The 16,537-nt window shown below is 62.2% G+C and carries 13 protein-coding genes and 2 pseudogenes; 2 read left to right on the top strand and 13 right to left on the bottom strand.

Annotation, left to right across the window (positions count from 1 at the left end; all coding sequences use genetic code 11):
• Window positions 1–4: 4 nt before the first annotated feature.
• Window positions 5–1,489 (bottom strand): IS21 family transposase, encoded by a 1,485-nt coding sequence (gene istA, locus GRZ55_RS21475; protein ID WP_169289000.1) that lies wholly within the window; start codon window positions 1,487–1,489, stop codon window positions 5–7.
• A 131-nt stretch (window positions 1,490–1,620) separates the two neighbouring features.
• On the opposite strand from istA, the pseudogene GRZ55_RS21470 reads away from it, so the two are divergent.
• Window positions 1,621–2,645, top strand: a pseudogene (locus tag GRZ55_RS21470) (IS110 family transposase).
• Between the two features lie 217 nt (window positions 2,646–2,862).
• Here the strand turns inward: GRZ55_RS21470 and GRZ55_RS21465 are convergent.
• Entirely contained in the window at window positions 2,863–3,273 is a 411-nt protein-coding gene (locus GRZ55_RS21465; protein ID WP_169288999.1) for a hypothetical protein, read from the bottom strand.
• Between the two features lie 404 nt (window positions 3,274–3,677).
• Here GRZ55_RS21465 and GRZ55_RS21460 point away from each other — a divergent pair, with 404 nt between their 5' ends.
• Entirely contained in the window at window positions 3,678–4,850 is a 1,173-nt protein-coding gene (locus tag GRZ55_RS21460) for a hypothetical protein (RefSeq protein WP_169288998.1), read from the top strand.
• Between the two features lie 87 nt (window positions 4,851–4,937).
• Here GRZ55_RS21460 and GRZ55_RS21455 read toward each other — a convergent pair whose 3' ends face one another.
• The 11 genes and pseudogenes from GRZ55_RS21455 to GRZ55_RS21405 form a co-directional block, all read right to left on the bottom strand.
• A complete protein-coding gene (locus tag GRZ55_RS21455) occupies window positions 4,938–5,258 on the bottom strand; it encodes a DUF736 domain-containing protein (protein WP_169288997.1) in 321 nt (106 codons plus the stop codon).
• A 616-nt stretch (window positions 5,259–5,874) separates the two neighbouring features.
• Complete coding sequence (locus GRZ55_RS21450; RefSeq protein ID WP_169288996.1) at window positions 5,875–7,230, bottom strand: hypothetical protein; 1,356 nt, start codon at window positions 7,228–7,230, stop codon at window positions 5,875–5,877.
• Between the two features lie 105 nt (window positions 7,231–7,335).
• Window positions 7,336–8,487, bottom strand: coding sequence for a three-Cys-motif partner protein TcmP (gene tcmP / locus GRZ55_RS21445; protein ID WP_169288995.1), 1,152 nt, complete (start codon window positions 8,485–8,487; stop codon window positions 7,336–7,338).
• Window positions 8,487–9,254 (bottom strand): DUF5131 family protein, encoded by a 768-nt coding sequence (locus GRZ55_RS21440; RefSeq protein ID WP_169288994.1) that lies wholly within the window; start codon window positions 9,252–9,254, stop codon window positions 8,487–8,489. Before GRZ55_RS21440 ends, tcmP begins: the two co-directional genes overlap by 1 nt.
• A gap of 160 nt (window positions 9,255–9,414) precedes the next feature.
• Window positions 9,415–10,524 (bottom strand): AbrB family transcriptional regulator, encoded by a 1,110-nt coding sequence (locus GRZ55_RS21435; protein ID WP_169288993.1) that lies wholly within the window; start codon window positions 10,522–10,524, stop codon window positions 9,415–9,417.
• A 2-nt stretch (window positions 10,525–10,526) separates the two neighbouring features.
• The gene (locus GRZ55_RS21430; RefSeq protein ID WP_246734923.1) at window positions 10,527–10,733 is read right to left on the bottom strand and encodes a hypothetical protein; all 207 of its coding nucleotides are present in this window, start codon (window positions 10,731–10,733) and stop codon (window positions 10,527–10,529) included.
• A 212-nt stretch (window positions 10,734–10,945) separates the two neighbouring features.
• A complete protein-coding gene (locus GRZ55_RS21425) occupies window positions 10,946–11,248 on the bottom strand; it encodes a helix-turn-helix transcriptional regulator (protein ID WP_169288991.1) in 303 nt (100 codons plus the stop codon).
• A gap of 141 nt (window positions 11,249–11,389) precedes the next feature.
• Entirely contained in the window at window positions 11,390–12,310 is a 921-nt protein-coding gene (locus GRZ55_RS21420) for a DUF2493 domain-containing protein (RefSeq protein ID WP_169288990.1), read from the bottom strand.
• Window positions 12,311–12,628: 318 nt separating this feature from the next.
• Window positions 12,629–13,648, bottom strand: a complete 1,020-nt coding sequence (locus GRZ55_RS21415) for a toprim domain-containing protein (protein ID WP_169289030.1) — start codon at window positions 13,646–13,648, stop codon at window positions 12,629–12,631.
• Between the two features lie 60 nt (window positions 13,649–13,708).
• A complete protein-coding gene (locus GRZ55_RS21410) occupies window positions 13,709–15,808 on the bottom strand; it encodes a ParB/RepB/Spo0J family partition protein (protein ID WP_169288989.1) in 2,100 nt (699 codons plus the stop codon).
• A 221-nt stretch (window positions 15,809–16,029) separates the two neighbouring features.
• Window positions 16,030–16,359: pseudogene (locus tag GRZ55_RS21405) on the bottom strand (zincin-like metallopeptidase domain-containing protein); the annotation flags it as partial.
• Window positions 16,360–16,537: the final 178 nt, after the last annotated feature.

The raw sequence follows: 16,537 nt of genomic DNA, 5'->3' as shown, positions 1-16,537 counted from the left end.
CTTCCTACCCATGCGCGGAAAGCAGTCGCATATACGCCTTCGCCGATGTCGTCTCGACCGTCGCCCTCGGCAGGTACGGGTAGATGGACATGTCCAGTCTCGGCGGCCGGCGCTCCACCCGGCACAGCACCAGATGCTTGACGGCGTCGAAGCTGATCGCTCCGAGCTGGAGGGCCTGCTTCACAGCCGCGTGCAGATCCGCAAGCTCGAAGCTCTCCAGCAGGCGAAGAACCTGCACGTACTCGCGCCGGCCATGCTTTGCCATGCGTCCTTCCATCAGGCGGCGCAGCGTGGCGAACTCCTCGGGCAAATCCCAGCCCTGGAGAGGTGCTGCCTGATCCAGCGCATTGATCTTCTGCTCGATCAGCGGCAGGTAGTGCAGCGGATCGAAGACGACATCTTCACGTTCCCAGCTCCGGGGATGACGGGCAATGATCTCGCCGCGGCAGCCGATCACCACCTCGTCGACATAGCCCGGGACCCAGGCATCCTGATGACCCCAGGCGACCGGGACCGAATAGTCGTTGGTCTTGTAGCGTACAAGCGACTGGGCCGTTACCTTGCCGCTGGCCTGGTCGCATGCGTCGAAAGGCGACGGCGGCAAGGAACGCATGGCCGCCAGATCCCGCTGCAGCCGTTCTCCGATCGTCTCGCTCTCACCCCGCAGCCTGTCGCGCTGGCGCTTGCGGCATTGCTCCTCCAGCCAGGTGTTGAACGCCTCCCATGTCGCAAACTGCGGGATCGGCACCATGAAGTTGCGACGGGCATAGCCGACGAGCCCCTCGACACTGCCCTTGTCATTACCCTTGCCCGGCCGACCATAGCGGTCCCGGATCAGGTAATGGGACAGGAAACCGCTGAACAGCGTCGCCCGCTTGCGCGTGCCGTCGGGCAATATCTTCGCCACCAGGCATCGATCGTTGTCGTAGACGATCGACTGCGGCACCCCGCCGAAGAAGGCAAACGCATGAATGTGGCCGTCGACCCAGGCCTCGGACACAGCCGCCGGGTAGGCCCGTACATAGCAACCATCGCTGTGGGGCAGATCAAGCACGAAGAAGTGCGCCTTCCGCTCCACTCCACCGATGACGACCATCGCCTCGCCGAAATCGGCCTGCGCATGGCCAGGCGGATGCGACAGCGGAACAAACACCTCCTGGCGGCGCTGCTCGCGCTCGCGCATGTAATCCTTGATGATCGTGTAGCCGCCGGTGAACCCGCACTCGTCGCGAAGACGGTCAAATACCCGCTTGGCCGTATGGCGCTGCTTGCACGGCACCTTCAGGTCCTCATCCAACCACCCATCGATGGTCGCAACAAACGCATCGAGCTTCGGCCGGCGCACCGGTGACTGCCGCCGATAACCCGGCGGAACCGAATACGCCAACATCTTGCGCGCGCTGTCGCGCGATATGTTGAAATGCTTTGCCGCCTGCCGCTGCGTCATCCCTTCCGAGCAGGCCAGGCGGACCTTCAAATAAAGTTCCACGGTATAGATCCCCTCATCCTCCCTGCCTCAATCGCAGAAAGGACTTCTAGGCGGACGACTTTTACGCCGCCCGAAGCGGGACTATCCCGCCGCTACCGTGGACTAATTTTGCACCGCCGCTCTCAATTTTGATGCCTGCACTGATTATCGGCCTTGATCTCGCCACGCACGTTTTCCAGATCCACGGAACCGACCAGAACGGCGAAGTCGTTCTTCGGAAAAAGCTGCGCCGCTCGGAGATGATCGAGTTCTTCCGGCAGCTGCCGAGCAGCCTCATCGGCGTGGAGTCGTGCGGCACCTCCCATCACTGGGGTCGGGTGCTGACCGACCTCGGTCACGACGTCCGGCTGATGCCGGCGAGTTACGTCAAACCCTGTATCAAACGTTGCAAAAACGACGAGATCGACGCCGAGGCGATCTGCGAGGCCGTGACGCGCCCCACCATGCGGTACGTCGAGGTCAAGAGCGTCGAGCAGCAGTCCGGTCTAATGCTGCATCGAACGCGGGAGCTGCTGGTCAAGCAGCGCACCATGTTGGTGAACTCGTTGCGGGGGCAACTTGCCGAGTTCGGACTGATCGCGCCAAAGGGAACGTGGAGCATTCCCGCCCTGCACGAGTTGGCGCGCGCATCCAGCGAGGCTGTCCTGCCCGATGAGGTTCGCGGCTGCGTCGAGCTGATCATGGGGCAGATCGAGGATCTCCAGTCACGTGTCGTTTCGCGGACAAGGCGATCCTTGCCAACCATCGGGCCAGCGAGGTCAGCCAGAGGCTGCAAACCATTCCCGGAATCGGTCTCATCACCGCATCGGCCATTTCGGCGACCATCGCCGATGCCCGTGCTTTCAAATCCGGGCGGCACTTCGCTGCCTGGATTGGCCTGGTTCCACGCCAAAGCGGCACCGGCGGCAAGGTCTATCTCGGCCGCATCTCGAAGAAGGGCGACCCCTATCTGCGCAAGCTTCTGGTGCTGGGCGCGACCGCCGTGATACGATACTCCCGCAACAAGCCGGGACTTGCAGACTGGATCAACGGCCTGCTTGCGCGTCGGCAGGCGCGTGTGGTGACGGTCGCGGTGGCCAACAAGCTGGCGCGGGTCGCCTGGGCGGTCATGCGCCGGGGAGAGCGGTTCAATCAGGCCTTGTCTGCGGTTGCCTGAAATGTAGTATCGACACCGATGTCTTCCTGAGGACAAGCGCGATCCACCCTGATGAGGGGTGGGGCAATGGTGAGGGCGACGACGACGTAATGGCAACCGGTCGAAGGACCGACGATCTGGGAAATCTGCACCTGTGCGCGTGCTTCGGGCACGACCAAGATGAATAGATCCAGATCAGCGGACTACCATTAGGGCCCTGCGGACGATCGTTCCGCTTTCATGAGGCCGGAACGATGACCGCATCCCGACTTTGCAGGTTGCCGAAAACGTCGAAGAAGTTCCCGCCAGGCCGGCGCCATCCAACGATGCACAGGTGTGAAAGAGTCATTTTGCGGCGGTTCGTAACGATATGAGTCGTTTCGAATTGCTGCGTTCTGACTCGCTTGCAGGCTGATCGGATTGGCGTCAGCCTTGCTGGATGAAGAACGACATCAATCATGCGCTCCAGGAACTTGGTCGTGCCTTCGATGCGGGTGCGGGGCCGATTCCATTGGAACGTCTCGTCGCCCTTCACCTCGGCGTATTCCGCGATTTCCGCGCGCGCGGCCTGAACTGGGATCAGATCGACCGCCTGCTTGTCCGCGCCGACGTCGTGAGGCCTGACGGCCGGCCTTTCGGTGCGGCTCACCTGCGCGGCATCTTTGCGCGGCAACTGAAGCGGAACCAGCGGCAGGCTCAGCCTGCCCGAGAGCCAGCTCGGACCACGCCCCCTATCTGTGCCAGTGGAACGATCAAGCCGACGCCGCCCCCATCATCCCGGCCAACTCAAGCCGAGCCACGGCGACCCCCGCGAGACCACATGGCTGATCAGCAGTGGCGACAGGACCAGGCAGCGGCAGAGTCCTCCGCTGGCAATCCGGACGAGCAAAAGGAACAACCTTTGGCGAGGGCGACCGGCGGCGATATGCCTCTGAAAGATGCCCTCCGTCGTGCTGCCGCAGCACGCAAAACACAGCGTTGATAAGGGCTCCCCTCTTGCCGCCGGCAAAAGCCGACGTCAGCATCGATGCATGACCAGGTTTGGAGGCGAAAATGGATGTGGAATATTCGGAACTCGGGTTTCGCGATTGGCTAGCCACGAGGCCCTTTGTCATCCTCGCCAATGAGAAGGTCTTGCCGAAGCCGACCCTGGCCGACGTATCCCCCGCCATTCTTGAGTACCTGCAAGGTCGCCGCCCGGATTTTCTGGTCGCCGACCCCGATCACCTATTTGATCGTGGTATCGTGCTGTCGCACGATCACATGGAGCGGTTTCGCTCCGGCGAACCAATCCTGATGGCTTTCGGCGCGGATGCCGTCCCGCTGCCACTGAAACGCGGGCGGCGTCAGCTCAAGGCGCTCGAGAAACTGATACAGGATGCGCTTGCGATCCAGGTCTATCTGAAGACCGAGCGCATCTGCGCGCTGATGCGGGTCAGCAATGAGACCAGCCGGCGCATGAAGGTTCCCGCTCTGCGCGATGCGGCATTGGAACTGCTGGTGGCCAATGCCTGGATCGACGATGGACGTCGTTCGAACGATGCCGAGGAACGGGCCCTGGCATTCTTTCGCACTCAGTATGATGCCGGCAGCAGGCTGGTCGGGGCCTTTTTTGCGGACAACCCCTCGCCCCGGGAAGCGGGCAAGCGCGAAGGCCAACAGGTTCTGTGGGACTGTGCTGGCCCAGATGCCCGCAAGATTGCCGCCGAAGGCATCGATCACGAGGTCGAGCGCATCCGATTTCTACTTTCCTGCCTGCGCCAGGCAACCACGCTGGTGAACGCGATTCAGGAGCAGGCGGACGATAGCCGCCGCGACCGTCCGGCGATGAAGGCGACCGTCAGAACGATCGCAGGGGCCGGCGTCGAACGACCGTCTCTGGCGCAGGTGGTCCGCGCCGCTGTGGACTGCGACGTTGATCTCACCGGCCTCTTCCCCAACCTGCTCGTCCATCGCGAACTCGTGGCACTGGCGCGAAGTCTCGGGCGGTTCGGCAGGGGCTATGACGTTCGCCTTGACGCAAGCCAGTTCGTCATCATGGAAAAGCTATTCAGGATAGGCCTCGAGTATCTCGGGCGTGCTCAGGCAGCCGGAGAGTTCTACGACCGGGACGCCGTCGCCATACTGATGGCGCGGATGATGCTGGAGATCAGGGACGCGGAAGTCTGGCACCGGATTCTCGATGAGGCCGTCGCGCTGAATAGCGCGATCACCTTCAGCCGCTGAACCTGGCCTCTTTCAGCCGCCGTGCCGCCAACGGGGATGGCCCGCCCGGATCGCTCCGGGCGGGCCGTGCTTCGCTTCGATGTTGGCTCAGTCGCCATTGACCTTGCGGCTGCGGGTCCAGACCAGGCTGTGGCTTCCGCCTTCGTCCTCGAAGAGGTTGGCGTAGATGGGCGCCATGAACGAGGGGTCGTCGAGCTTGACCGAGAGGTAGTCGCGGCCTTCGGAGGATCGCCGGCTCCAGGCTGCGCCGATTTCGGCCTTTCCCGAGTGGATCCGGTGGCTTGGTGCGTTCTCGTTGCCTTTCTGCTCCTCCGGCACGATGCGGACGTTCTTGGCCTGGACGCTGAGGGTGACGATTTCGCCGGTGTACTCGTTGGCGGTCTGCTTGAAGGTTCCGATGGTTGCCATGTCAATTGCTCCTGCTTCTGTTTGCGAGCCCGCCCAATGCGGCCTCGATGGCGATCCGAAGCCGCGGGCGTGGGCCGGCGCACCCCTGGGCCGGAGCGTCAGCGGAGGATGGGAGGCGCGGGAGTTTCTTGTATCGCGAGGAATGTCGAATGCCGGGGCCCCGCGCGGGCACCGCGTGGGGTGGCATCGGCAGGGGAAGAAAGTCACGCGACCCCATTGCGTAACGGGGAACGAGGCGAAGCCGGCCTGCGGCGTGATCAGCCAGAAGAGAGACCTGCATGGGCGGACGGACAACAAATGCGGGGCACGTCGGGGAGACCTCGGTTCAGTCGCATGACCGCCGACAGTGCAGTGGCGCGTACCCAGCCTGTGGTCAGCCTGGCAAGACGCTTTCGCCTCCCCAAAGGCGCCTTATGGGGCGAAGACAACGCAGCAAGTCGCCGTCGGGAGGGCCGGGAACGTCTCGTCGCGCGGGGTAATGAGTGCCCTCCATGGCTGCAACAGGCAGACCATCGTTTTTGATCGCGATTCGTTCATGGCGGATCCCTGCCGTACTCTTGGGCGTGTACGGCGCCGCCGTGCGCAGGCTCATCTCGCCGCATGGATGGCCATGGCGCTATCGACGCAGATGCGCGACGCCCAGCTCGTGCCAAAGCCAGCCGAAATCATAGCTGCCCATCGGGTCGACGGGATCGTGCGCCTGGGACGCGTTCTCCAGATATTTGAGCCACTGGGCGACCCTCTTTCGCCCGGCCTCGGTTGCTACCGCCGCTCGCGGCGACACGTTTTCAAGCATGCCGACCGGCTCGTCGAGAAAGGAGCGATACTGGCGGTCGAGCATGTCGTGAACGAGCCGCTCTTCCTCCGCTGGATCGATTGCGGGGCGGGGCGCTGTGACACCGGAGTCGTGCATCTCGAGAAGTTCCTCGAATGATCGGATCGAAATGTCCGGCTCGCCGACCCGAGCGCCAAGAGCGGCCAGCAGAAGTGTCGTCCCATTCTCTGCCCTCGAGACGGAATTGACCGACAGGATAAGTTCTCGTCCTTGCAGCTCGAGATTGCCGAGGACAGGAACCCCATCCGCCATGGTGACATCCCAGGACAGCGTTCCCACTTCCTTCGCCCTCGGTGGTGAGCCAGCTCGGTCAAGATCGAGCCAGTTCCAGAAACGCGAGGAGGCCGGCTCAAATGCTGGCATGGTCTTGAGGATGGCGATGATGTCTTTCTGCCGCACGCCTTTGGCGAGCCGAAACCGGATGTCGTAGAATTCGATCTCCTCGCCGTCGCTGTTACGCAGATCCGGGATGGTCGGCTCCAGCATCTCCTGCAGAGCCTCCATGAGCCAGACGTTTGTAAATAGCGGCGCTGCAACGCGCAGGGTGTCCGGCCCAAGCGTGAAGGATTTTCGGGCGCGTCTTTTCCGACCGACCGCATCCTGCAGCGCGTCCATGACCATTTCCGATGCTTCGTGGGAGAAGGGCAGAAGCCCGCCGGCAAGGATATTGCGACCGTCGACCGGAACGATGCGGGCCGCGATTCGGTCCCATTGCCGCAGGGTTTTTGTGGCGGTAGTCTCGCTCACCAATACCGGCTCGCCGTCAGTCAGCATGTTGCGGGCCAGAAGCGACTTGCCGGGAACGATTTCACTCACCTCGTAGATGCTCATGAAGGACATCCGCAGCGCGCGCATATAGGTTTTCGTTTCGGCATTCTCGCGCATGCCGGAATGCTTCAGATAGGCGTCCACCAGGTTGGACCCATCATCGCCCTCCCTTGTGAGAAAGTCCTCGAAGGCGCAGCCCCACAAGGTTGAGACCATGTCCTCGCCCAGCATCTCGCTGACATCGTCAACGTCGAGATCGAGCTCGTCCAGAACAGGCCCGAAATGTTCGTCCATGACAAGCCGCATGCCGGACTGCCATTCGTCACGATGAACAAAATCGATGAGCTCTGAGAGTTCGTGGCTCGACATGGATTTCACCTCCGGTTTTCGGTGGCCCTCGCCCGCACAAGCGGCATTTCTAACACGTCTTTTTTTTCGACGGTTCGGGCACAGGCAGCGTGGCGAAGGCGGCACCTAGTCGTCATGTGATGTGCCGACCCAAATCTTTGTCTGGGCACTGGGCGTTCTCTTTCCGATGGGAAGGTCGAAACGCAGTAGCCCGGCCTTGCGATGTGTCGTTGCGATCTTGTTGAGATGAGTCGTCCGGACGGGAACCTGTTCCATCACTTCGCTGGCGAGCGAGCCAAACGCTATCCCCGATTTCAGTGACACGGTGGACAGCATAAGTTCGGAGGCCCAGACGAAATGGGCGGAGCAGCCAACACCGTCGCGATCAGTCTCAAACGCGATAATCTGCTCTTCCGGGAAGATCTGTGACTGTCCGCTTTCCTCGGTCTGGATGGCGTGGCGGGTGCGGACGGCCTCCTTCTCTACCTTTTCCTGAACACTCCGGAACACCTCCACCCCGAAACCACTGTGCGTGCCGAGGATCAGGCGCATCTTGATCCGATCCTCACGCGGCTTTCGGATGGCCATGTCCGTCAGATACGTTGCGACCCGTGCTTCCTTCATCCTGGCCTTCAGAAGCTGCAGGATTTTCGTTTCGTTGGACCCCTCGGGCATCGCCTCGAACGCAGCCTTCCAGGCGGGGTCCGCTAGGAAGCGACCCAAGGATTCCGCCACGCCATCCCAACCGGCATGCCGGTTCACCTCTTCAGCCATGAAGTTAAAAAGGAACTCGCCGTTGAGATTTCGGAGAAAATCAAAGATTTTGCCGGAATCGACATTCCAGCCGGTTGGATCGATGAAAGTGAAAGTAAAGCCATCGCGGCAAGCGGAGCGGATGCCATTCAGGTTGTCCTCGAAAGCGCCAGAGAACACCTGGATATCGAATTCGGGCTTCTGGGCTGCAAACTGCTGAAGTTTGGCGACCGAAGCCGGGTTTCGCTCGCAGAACCGGAAACGAACCTTGAGCCCCGGGCGCCGCATATCGAGCAGAGACCGGCGGACAGCATCCAGCGTTTCTATCGCCTGAGAGAACGAAGCGTCCGAGTATTTGTCGGTGTCCGACACTCGCCAGGGACCCGCGAATGCATCCACGAAATTGAAGACCGGCGATCTGCCTTGAAACAGCTTGTACGCCGCTGACTCAAGATATTTGTTGAGAAACAGGTGTTTGATGAACGATTGCTCGCGCCCCTGATAGTTTTCGACCCGAGGCGGCATCAAGCATCCTCGGGCTGCAGAGCACGAATGATGGGTTCGGGAACGATCTGCCACGGGAAGCCATTCCACTCTTCACCATCGAGAAGGCGCCCGCCCGACTTCGGCCGGGCACCGCCCCATTGCTTGAAGAAGAACGCCACGTCGTCACGGTCGCAGATGTCACGAAGCTGGCGAGCCCAGCTTTCGTCCATGGGACGCGCCCGAGGCCCACTCTCCCCCCCGACAATGGCCCACGCAACACCCCGCAGGTCGACGTCCCCGATCGGCCCGAGTAGCGGCTCGAACGAGATAAAGCGTGCGTCGGAATTGATCTGCTTCAGGTGCTTGATCCGGCTTGTGTGAGCGGCGTCCTCCACCGAGACGCCGAGCCAGATGTGGCGCGGGACTGGCCCTTCATCATACCGGTTCCGGACATAGTTGCGCATGAGCGAGCTGCGCTTGGTCAGCACTTGGTAGACATGCCAGTCCGCCTGCTCCATGGCATCAAACACCTTGTCGATGAATGCGAGGTCGATGTCCTTGTGGAAAAGGTCGCTCATCGAGTTCACGAAGATCATCCGCGGCTTTTTCCACAGCACGGGCTGCTTCAGCCTCGACGGCCAGAGTGTCAGGTCGAAGCCCTGCTCGTAGGGGTGTCCGGCAATGTCACGCCAGCGCTCCGCAAAGCGCTCAGCATAGCAATTGTCACAGCCCGGGCCGACCTTGGTGCAGCCCGTCACTGGGTTCCACGTCGCGTCCGTCCATTCGATGTCTGACTTCTGAGCCAACTGCTCGCCTCATGCTTTTTTTGAGATGCTACCATGCGACTGACTCAGCACAAAGCACGAACGAAAATCGTCTTCTGATTAATCGATCCGTCATTCAATCCCTAGGAAACAGCAGAAGATCCTGGCCAGAGCCGTCAACCACGGATAGCGCTTGGAAGGATTAGTCAGCACCCGGTCGCCCTGACAAACGCGCCACCAGGGCAAATATCAGCGGCACCAGAGGCAGAATGATGAAGATGCGCAGCACGTGGTAGGCCGTGACCAGCGCCACTTCCTGGTCGAGGATCTTCGCCGTCAGGGCCATTTCAGTGACGCTGCCTGGAGCGGTAGCCAGGACCATCGTCTGCCATGCAATTCCTGTCATCCAGCTGATGACGAGCGCCATGATTGCGGTCAACAGCAGCAGGACGGCAGTCGAAGCCAGAACGGCCACCAGCAACATGGGTGATCGTACGAAGAGTTCACGCTTGAACATGGCACCCAGCCACACGCCAAGGAGGACCTGCGCCGCGGCCAGTACAAAATAGGGCGGCGCCGATACCGGCATCATGAAGGCTGAGGCTGCCGCTGTCGCGGCCAGAGGACCAAGGAAGAAAGGCGTTGTCATGCCGATGAGCTTGAGGAAGAAGCCGCCACCAAGGGCGATTGCCAGTAGCAGCAGCGCGCCGAGGTAGTCGACGGGTCCGTTCGCCAGTGCGGTCGCCGGATCGGCGCCCTCACCGTCGAGGGCCACGAGCAATGGTGGGACGATGAGCACCAGGAGCGCGATGCGCAAGATTTGTGCGAAGGCGACTGTACCCGATTGAGCGCCGTGGCGGGCCGCAAGGGCCGCCATTTCGACGGGGCCACCGGGAATGCTGGCAAGACTGGCCGAGACGACGTCGATGTGAGCTATCCGCATCAGAACGAGTGCTGCCACGAAGCCGGCGGCGATGGTAAGCAGCGCTACGGCAAGCATCGGCACGATCTGCTGACTGACGGCGGTGAGCGCCGCCGGCGTGAAGAAGAGGCCGACGGAAGCGGCGACAACCAGCTGCCCGATGGGTCGGGTAATCCAGGGGATGGTTGGCTGCTTGTCGGCGAGACTGACAATTGCAGCCAGCAGCAGGGGGCCGATCATCCAGGGGAGTGGAACGCGCAGCAATGAAGCCGCGTAGCCGCTGGCAATGGCTGCTGCGTAGAGCAATGCGACTTGAATGAGATTGCGCTGAAACAATGGATTTCCGGTATGAAGGGGCGGCAAGCACCCGCCAGCATGATGGGCGCGCAAAGCTAATGGATGGTGGCCATGGGCGGATCGTCGTCATCGGGCTCGAGCAGGCTGGCAAGGCCAACATCCTGGACGCCAGTCAGGAACTCTTCCATGGCCTCGTCGTCGGTCGCAAACAGCTCGTCCCACACAACTGAATTCCAGTCCGAATCGATGAGTTCGAGCGTCCAGCCCTGTGCACCTTCGATCCTGTAGATTTCGACACTCACGGTAATTCCGTCGCTTGTGAACCTGTTCGACAGTGGCGACTTCAGGATCTTTGGGCCGGGATCGGACATTGGCATCCTTTCAGTTCGGTAAGGCAGGGCTGGCCAGGCCTGCGTTCCTGCCGCATCGCGGCCGACCGGGCGGCGGGCAGAAATGGCCGGAACCGCCGGTCGAGCAGCCAGCAACGGAATGAGCCTGCGTGTCCATGCGTGTCTCAGTCGTCATTGGAGGCATTGAGCTCATCGGGTCTGAGACCCTCATCGTGGACTACTGGCTTTCGGAGCCTAACTCCCGGCCCTTGGCCATTCTGTTCCACGATGATGATGCCGGCTTCTTCGAGCGCATTGACGATCTTGTCACCGGTATCGGCGCGTCCGCCTAGCAGTCCTTCACGACATTCCAGCCTCTTGACGGTTGGTTCGGAGACGCCTGAAGCAAGTGCCAGATCGGCCTGCGACCAGCCGAGCAACGCCCGCGCCGCCTTCACCTGTCGGTTCGAAATTCTGTGCAGCTGCATTGTGCCTCGCCGAGATTGATACTCTGCGTATCAAACGGCATGTGCAGGCGTCAGACAAGCAGAATTCACGTTGGCCCGATGTGTGAAGTTTGGTGGTACGCAGGCCTGTCGCTCAAGCGGCCTATGGCAAATGCCGTCCCGTCACGACGGCTTCCACACCGGGATGCCAAGCCGGCGCGCCTTGTCGACGAGGTTTTCCTGAATGCCGTTGCCCGGGAAGGCCAGAAGGCCGATCGGCATGACCTGGAGGAGTTCGTCGTTGCGGCGGAACGGCGCGGCCTTTCCGTGGCGGGTCCAGTCGGGCTTGAAGACGATCTGGGGGACCTGTCTGCTGTCGGCCCAACATGCGGCGATGCGTTCGGCGCCCTTTTGCGAACCGCCATGGATGAGCACCATGTCGGGATGGCGGGAATGAACCTTGTCGAGGCGCTCCCAGATGATCGTGTGCTCGTTGAATTCGGACCCACCGGTGAGAGCAACCTTTGGCCCGGGCGGCAGGAGACGCTCGTTTTCGGAGCGGCGGCGGGCATGCTGGAAGTCACGGCTGTCGATGACGGCAGAGGTGAGACCCTTGTGTCCGTTGATCGAGCCCGAGCGTGGCCGCCATGCCGAGCCGGTGTGGTTGCGGAACTGTCCTGCGGCCTGCTCACGAATATGCTCGAAGGCGTTCCGCCTTTCGAGAAGCGTGATGCCTTCCGCGGTCAGGCGCTCGAGTTCAACGGAGCGGATTTCTGAGCCGTCCTGGTCACGCCGGCTTTTAACCTGCGCCTGTTCATTGGCATCAAGGTCGCGCTCGATGCGCTGGATGCTTCGGTGGAACAGGTTGACGGTCGACCAGAGCAGTGGCTCGAGGTCCGGCTCGAGCCGTGTGTCGGCGAGGCTGGAGACAAGCGCGTCGAAGACATCGGCAATTGCACCTGCGAGCTGGTTCTCGTCAGGCATGGGTCGCGGATCTGGTTCGTCGTCGAATGGCCTGTGGCCATAGAGTTGCAGTTCGTCGAGAAGATGCGCCGTCGGCGAGACGTCGCACGGCAGACGGAGATCGGTGTCGTGATTGTTCATGGCTGGCTGTCCTGTTGCAGGAGCCGCGCCCGTCGCGGCCTTCACGGGCGACAAGAGGCGCCGGACGGACGGTCCCGCACCCGAAGGGCCGCAGCGAAGCGGAGGATGGCGGGAAGAGGCAGATGACACCTGGAAGAATGTCTGGCGCGGTGCTTCGTGGTGCAAGTGTCATTCCTGTTGCCCGCGCACGTGGATCTGCCGACGCCATTGCGGGACCGGCCGGTCCGGTGCCAGGTCGCGCATCCGGGAAGGCCGCGCCGGGCGTGGCGGCAGGTAAGCCAGGCGAGATGATGCACCAGACAGCACTCGTGCTGCTGATCAGGTCGGCAGGAAGCGTCCGATGTCTGACACGTCAAGCTGCCGCCGCAGTCGGATGCGCAGTGTATCGAGACCAAATTGCAGCAGATCGTCGTTGAAGTCGTTGAGGCGTGCGTTGAGCCTAATCGGCTCGATACCCGCAGCCCGTGCCTGGTCGGCAAGCTTGGCGCAGGCCCATCGGCCTGCCTGGTCGCGGTCGGCTGCCAGGTAAAGTCGACGCAGCGTTTTCGGGAGTATGAGACGGCCGAGATTGCCGGCCGAAAGTGCTGCCGTCATTGGCATGTCGGGCAAGGCCATCCGAAGGGACAGCACCGTTTCGATGCCCTCACCGGCAAGCATGACCTCGTCCGGATTGCCAAAACGCACGCCATGTCCTCCGATGCGACCGAGCGCCCGGCGCGGTTCGGCGATGGGTGCCATGGCCGCTCCATCTGCCATGAGGAAGGTACGCATAAGGCCAGTCAACTTGGCCTCGGGATCAGTGACGGCGGCGATCATGGCCGGCCAGGTTTTCATTCTACCGTCCACGCGAGTGCGGCAGGTTGGGTGGAAACGCAGCGCATCGAGACGATCGATGATGTCGATGCCACGGCTGTGTAGCCAGGTTTCGGCGGGGGTGCCGGGCAGCGGCACGGATTTGGCAAGGAGGCGTTTGATCCGCGAACCGGCTCGATCGGGTTCGTTGTATGCCCGCTTGGAGACGACCGGCATGTACGGCATGGCAAGGAAATGGCGTGCCTCGCAAGCGAGATCGGCAAAACGGTCGAGGCCCTGATTGAGGCTGATGAGGTCAAGAAGGTCCCCATGCTGGCCGGTTGCAGCATCTGTCCAGCGGCCGGCTGCACCCCGGCCCGAAGCGGGACCCTTGAGGCGGACGAAGAGCGAGCGGCCGGGGGTGTTTTGGACGTCACCGACGAGCCAGTAATTGCCCGAGCGGTGGCCGTTGGACAGATAGTGCCTGCACACGACCTCAGCCCGCTCGGCGAGCAGTCGCGACAGTTCGGCAGCAAGACCGGACATCATCGGTCCTCCATGAAAAAGGCCCGCCACGGGGGCGGGCCAAAAATGTAGTGGCTTGCTCTATTCAGCCGCGATCGGATGATCGGTATCATCCTGCGAGGCTTCGCTCTCGATCTCGTCGAGGGTCTCGGGAGCAAGGGAGGGAACGTCTGTCGCATTCGCCCCGCCCACCGTTCCGGGTTCCGCCGATACCGGCGTTCTCAAGGGCTCGGGCAGCCAGCCCGTATCCGCCAGAAGTTCTTCGGCGGAAGCGGCCATCGCGTCCTTTTTCTGACCCGCAATCCGGTCTGCTGCTTCCTCGCCGCAGGCCTCGCGCACCGCTTCCAGAATGCGGCCTTTGGTGACCCGGCCGAGATATGTCTCGAGGGTCGGCCGCCAGCCGGCCCCGGTCATGTCGAGCAACAGGGCCTCGGCCAGGCGATCAGCATGAGCGAGCGCCTTGGGCCGGCGGTTCCAGCTTTCATGGACCGCATTGACGGTGAGCGAGACGCAATGGGCAAAAAGGGCCTCGCGGCTGTCGGCATCGAATCCGACCATCTCATCCCAGAGACCGGCCGGATCTTCCGGCAGGGCCTTGCGCCAGGTCTCATGTCGCTCGGCGATGGCGAGCGCGGGCTTGGTATCAGCCAGCCCCGGCGCATGCGAGCCGACGGTGACGCTCTTCGGCTCAAGTTCGAGGCAGCTGTCCGGGACGTAGGGATAGAAGAGACGCAGTGCCAATGCGTGAAGGGCGGCGATGAAGGCGATGTGGGGATCGCCGGCAAGCGCGTCGCGCAGCGCGATCGTGCGGTGGGCGGTCAGTTCGGTGATCAGCCGCTCAGGCAAAGGCCTCACGCTGTCGTCTTCCTCGTCCGCAGAATTGTCTGCGCCAGATGGCGCGTTTACGGGAGTATGGACGGCATTCGGATCGGCATCCAAGCCCCGGCCGGAGCCGCCGGCTTTGCCCTCGGCATCTGCCTCCGTGGTTTCCGGCCGCTCCTCGTCCTCGGGACGAACGAAGCCGCGCTCGACCCGCAGGCAGCCGGCCCCGTCGATCGAGACGAAGGCACCGGAGGTCGATTTCTGGTCTTCGGCGAAGCGGACGGGGCGGATTTCGAGTTCCTCGATCCGAGTCTCGATCTCGCCCATGCGCCGGTCGGCTTCTTCGGAAAATTCCTCCGCGTCTATATGCTCCTCTTCAAGCCTTGCAGCCTCCTGTCGGAGCGCCTCCAGCTCGGCAGCCTCCTCGTGGCTCATCGTGTCGACTTCGCCGGAGAGGCGGCGCAGTCCAAAATTGTGCCCATATGGAAAATCGATGGCTGCCTCGACCCACTTCCAGCCCTCTTCCCGGATGAGATTCGCGCCACGTTCGAGTTTCTCGGCGACCAGCCGGTCGAGAAGGGCTGCATCCTGCAGCCAGCCGCCCTCGTCGGAATGGAAAAGATCACGCAGCACGATCCCGCCCGCGGCCTCATATTCCTCGATACCGACGAACCGGGCGCGCCGGTCGGTGGCTTTCACCGCGCCTTCCGTCAGCATGCGGCGGATGCGATAGGGCTCGCGCGACCAGGATGTGCCGAGTTGTTCCCAGACCTGTTCCTGCCGCTGGTGATCGGCCGTTACCGCAAAAGCCATCAGCTGGTCGAGGTTCATCTCGTCATCGGCATAGATGTCGAGCAGCTTCGGGGAGATTGCGGCGAGCCGCAAACGCTGCCTGACGATGTTGGCGGAAACGAAAAATGCGGCGGCGATCTCTTCTTCGCTCATGCCCTTCTCGCGCATCGACAGAAAGGCGCGGAACTGGTCCAGCGCGTGCAGGGGCGCGCGCTGGATGTTTTCCGCGAGGCTGTCCTCCTCCGCGATGCCCTCGGTGCGCACGATGCAGGGTATCGGCGCATCCTTTGCCAGCCGCTTCTGCTTGACCAGAAGTTCGAGCGCGCGGTAGCGGCGGCCACCGGCCGGCACTTCGAACTGGCCTGTCTCTCTGCCTTGATCGTCAAGCAACGGCCTGACGGTGAGGCTTGCCAGCAATGTGCGGCGGGCGATATCGGCTGCCAGCTCCTCGATGGAGACGCCGGCCTTTACGTGACGGACATTGGACTGGCTGAGCACGAGACGATCCAACGGAATATCGCGTGAGGCGCTCAGGCTGATCTGCTTCGTTTTCTTCGAACGGGACATTTTTCTGCTCCTCGACGGGCGGCCGGGAGCCACTCTCCCGACCTCTCAACCCGTCACAAAACTCTGTCCCTCCTCTCACTCTCCCCTCCGGCTGCGCCCCCGCCCCGCCGATACAGAAAGGACCGCGACGCTCATTCCAGTGCGACACCACGTCCGCCTCGGCCGATTGGAAAAGGCTCCGGCAGCTGGCCTTCGACAGGAACCGCATCCCGCCGTGACATTCACGCCACTTCCGCGTCCGGGCCGAATTCGGCCTCTTGCTGTTGGGGATCACCAGCAACCGTGCCGGCGCTGTCCTCCTCGCCCAGATGGCCGAGGAGATAGTCGGAGGCTTTTGAGGCGAGCGAGGCCGCCCGGACGATCGCGCGGTTGTCTTCCTTCATCACGTCCAGCCAGGAACCGATATAATCGGCATGGCGGACAGTCGGCTCGATGCCGAGCGTAGCGCAGGCAAAGGCCGCGGACATTTCGGCGACCAGTTCCTCGAAGGCGTATTTCTTTGAGCCGAACGAGCCCGACAGGTCGCGGTCGAGACGATGTCGCGCACCGGTCCAGTGCGACTTATGCCGATATCGGCATAAGGGCCATTATGCCGTAAGATGGATTATGCCGCATGGCCGAGTTCGGCGGCTGCTGCGTCTGCTGTCGGCCATGCGGCAGTTCGGCATAATCAGAGCGCTTTGAAGAAGGCGAGTATGGGGTGGAAGAACGAACCCGCTGCGCGGGAGG

It is taken from the genome of Chelativorans sp. ZYF759 (genome assembly GCF_012911015.1).
GTDB lineage: Bacteria > Pseudomonadota > Alphaproteobacteria > Rhizobiales > Rhizobiaceae > ZYF759.
This window is presented reverse-complemented; position numbering and strand designations above follow the sequence as displayed.

Bases quoted from the DNA above. Each gene is read 5' to 3' on its own strand.
- GRZ55_RS21460 (WP_169288998.1), top strand. From the start codon at position 3,678: ATGGATGTGGAATATTCGGAACTCGGGTTTCGCGATTGGCTAGCCACG.
- GRZ55_RS21455 (WP_169288997.1), bottom strand. From the start codon at position 5,258: ATGGCAACCATCGGAACCTTCAAGCAGACCGCCAACGAGTACACCGGC.
- GRZ55_RS21450 (WP_169288996.1), bottom strand. From the start codon at position 7,230: ATGTCGAGCCACGAACTCTCAGAGCTCATCGATTTTGTTCATCGTGAC.
- tcmP (WP_169288995.1), bottom strand. From the start codon at position 8,487: ATGCCGCCTCGGGTCGAAAACTATCAGGGGCGCGAGCAATCGTTCATC.
- GRZ55_RS21425 (WP_169288991.1), bottom strand. From the start codon at position 11,248: ATGCAGCTGCACAGAATTTCGAACCGACAGGTGAAGGCGGCGCGGGCG.
- GRZ55_RS21420 (WP_169288990.1), bottom strand. From the start codon at position 12,310: ATGAACAATCACGACACCGATCTCCGTCTGCCGTGCGACGTCTCGCCG.
- GRZ55_RS21415 (WP_169289030.1), bottom strand. From the start codon at position 13,648: ATGTCCGGTCTTGCTGCCGAACTGTCGCGACTGCTCGCCGAGCGGGCT.
- GRZ55_RS21410 (WP_169288989.1), bottom strand. From the start codon at position 15,808: ATGTCCCGTTCGAAGAAAACGAAGCAGATCAGCCTGAGCGCCTCACGC.